2 protein-coding genes are annotated in these 2,956 nt (G+C 41.8%); one reads left to right on the top strand and one right to left on the bottom strand.

What is annotated here, in order from left to right; all coding sequences use genetic code 11:
* Window positions 1–895 (top strand): hypothetical protein (locus tag HP439_RS18495; RefSeq protein WP_172391807.1); only part of this gene is annotated, 895 nt, incomplete at its 5' end.
* 164 nt (window positions 896–1,059) lie between these two features.
* Here the strand turns inward: HP439_RS18495 and HP439_RS18490 are convergent.
* Window positions 1,060–2,862, bottom strand: a complete 1,803-nt coding sequence (locus tag HP439_RS18490) for a helix-turn-helix transcriptional regulator (RefSeq protein ID WP_172391806.1) — start codon at window positions 2,860–2,862, stop codon at window positions 1,060–1,062.
* Window positions 2,863–2,956 lie beyond the last annotated feature (94 nt).

Here is a 2,956-nt window from a genome sequence, read left to right as displayed (position 1 = left end):
TGTTGGAGCTCTGGAGTATTCCCATAATAACGACAACAATCCGATTTACCAGCAGGAAACGGTTTTGTATCAAGACCCGGACTGGGGTGACCTATTCCTTAATGCCACGGTGCTGTACGATGCACAGGAGATTTTTCTGGATCAACACTATAGTGAGAGTGGAAACATTGCTTTTGATGGGGTCGATGCGTCGATGAACCGGTATAGTGCGACATTGACCGAAACCGGGATTTCTGCCAGAACGAATACATATAAAACGGGTATCTATTGGGCAAGTTCGGCTGCGGGACAATGCTTGTTAGGGCTCTATCAAAAAGATAATCTCATTTTTGAAGCAGCTATCCCGCTTCTGCCGTCCGACACGGCGGCTACGTTAGCAAAATTAAATGCTGTAAATGAACAGCTGGGTCTAGGCATCGTCGAATGGCAGCGGGCGACGGTCGCACAGCTGAAACCGGTCGAAATACCGGAAACTTTCTGGAAGGATCCATTTATTGGCATTTACCCGGAGGAGCGATACTTGCTTAACAAGGTACACCTGAAGATTAAGGACACACCTTTCCAGCTCGCTCCGCAAGCGGTGAAGGGTGACTATTTTTTCAGTTATGATACGCCGGGCGGCGAGGTAGAACTTTATACCGAGCTGGAAAACACTGACGACGACCGGCATGCCTTTGTTGACACACATCAACACATGATGATGTATGACGCGAACGGACAGAACGTGTATTACGAAGAGCAGGAAGCTGGTGGACGTGTAAAAGGCGTTGCTAAAACCTACTTCAGGTCAGGTCAATATCTCGAAATAAACTTTACCTACCCTGGGAGTGATCCGCAGGCTAAGGCCCACGTACACGAAATATTGAAACACATCAAAGTATCCAGTATTTTATAAATAAACTGATAGTGATTTGGTTCTATTTAAGTTTGAAGTTATTCGGCTCCAAGTATCCGAATCTTACACAAGGGAGGCACTAACAGTTAATCATTATAAAAATAGCGCTAATTTCTATTAGCTGGATGTGTCGGTTATTTTGTTTTTCAGAGAATAGGCACAGCCTATTCCGCTAAAAAATCTTCCAAGTCCTTTTCTTTTCCGAGTCCAAATTTCTGTTTAAGCCGATATTTGAACATCCGTACGCTTTGTGGCTCTACGTGCAGTGCCTGAGCGATTTGCTTGGTAGACATCTTAAGGTAGAGATATGTGCAATATTTCAGATCAAGTGGCGTGAGCTTTTGAATAGCTTTTTCGCCCAAGCGGTTAAAAAAATCGGGATGTAAGTCCTGTATCTGCATTTTAATATCTTCAAAATCAGATTGTAGCAACATTTCCTCTTTGATTAGTTTCTGTATATTACCGGACTGACCATTTTTGATTTTATCTTGGATTTGCTTCAGTGTATCGTTCTTTCGGTCGATAATTAAAGAGTTTGCCAATGCTTCTTTTTCGAGTTGTTGCTTTCGCAGATCCAATAATTCCTGTTCGATCTTCATACGTGCCTGCTCTTCTTTTTCTAGTTGAAGCTGCATCAGTGCCTGTTGTTGCGCATCTTCTTTTTCTTTGACTAGTTTCTTCTCCCGCTCTATGGAGTAGCGCAGCTTGAAATGGTAGGAAATAAACATAAACACCAACCCAAAAAGTAAGGCAACGGCGATTCCGCCATAGAGATACTTTTGTTTGCGGCTAAACGATTCACGCTCCTTGAGAAGTTGCAGTTCCTGATCTTTCTTGGCGGTTTCGTACTGAACATCTAATTTCTGAGCATTAAATAGCTGTTGTTCGTTGAATGATTTTCTTAATAAGTCCTCCGCTTTTTTCTGATAGACCAAGGCAGATTTTGTGTCACCTTTTTTTTGAGCGAGATCAGCGAGCTCTTTATTCGTGGCATACTCTAGTCTATAATAATTGCCTTTTGCGCTCATTAACCGGGCGAGCCCTTGTAAAAGGTATTGTTCGCAAAGCGCTAAATTTCCCTGCTTTTTTGCAAAGCCACTTTTAATTCCGAACACATTCATCCATTTTTCAGAGGTCGCTTGGTTAGCTTTGAGTTTCTCTTCGGTAAGCTGAAGATATTGAAAAGCTTTACGTTCCCGGGTAGAAAGTTTTTCTGACGAATAATCCAGGTAATAGTTCGCCAGATTGATGCAGGTAATCGCAAAGGTATTGCCCGTAATTTCATCCGGATGTTGTTGCTGCAGTGCAAAGGATTTATTCAAATAATAAAAATTGCTGTCGAGTAGATTCTGTTGTTTGTTCTTTTTATACTCGGTCAGGTACATGCTGGCAATCCCGTTATTGACATTTGCTTGGAGATTGAAGTTCTGTTCCTTTAAGGCATAACTCTCTGCTTTACGGATGTAGTGCTCCATTTTTTCAGCATCCTCCCAGTTGCTGTAAGCGCTATATAACATATAGTTGAGGTGATATTTTGTAGGAAGGTCATCGTCGTTGTTTTCTACCTGTCGTAATCCCGCCAGTGCATTTTTAACTACTGAATCTGGAATATTCATGACGTTATATAAAAAGGCCTTTGCCCGATAAGCGACAGCTAAAGAAGTATTTATTTTCGATTTTTTTGCTTGCTCCATACTTCGGTCAATGAGCCGTTTTGCAACCAAGAGACTGTCCATCGATGCATATATGCCGCTTTGGTGTGCGTATAGATAGGCAAGGTCTGCCGGAGCAGTTGTCGTTTTAATGCCTGCCTTTAAAATTTTGAGGCCTTCTGCCGACTGATTTTGTAATTGGAACTGCTCGAGCTTATCCAGTGTTTCCTTTGTGGCGGACTGGATATGTTGGGCCTGAGCGGTTGAGCTAAGCAACAGTAAAATTATACTACATAATATATGCTGTATTTTCATCTATTTATCGTTTTTATGGCTGGTGAGCATGGGATATAAATAAAGAGCGCTTTATTCATATTGTTCTACATCTCGATTTTGTATTGCTTCTATC

The organism is Sphingobacterium shayense (assembly GCF_013179575.1).
GTDB classification, from domain to species: Bacteria; Bacteroidota; Bacteroidia; order Sphingobacteriales; family Sphingobacteriaceae; genus Sphingobacterium; species Sphingobacterium shayense.
This window is presented reverse-complemented; position numbering and strand designations above follow the sequence as displayed.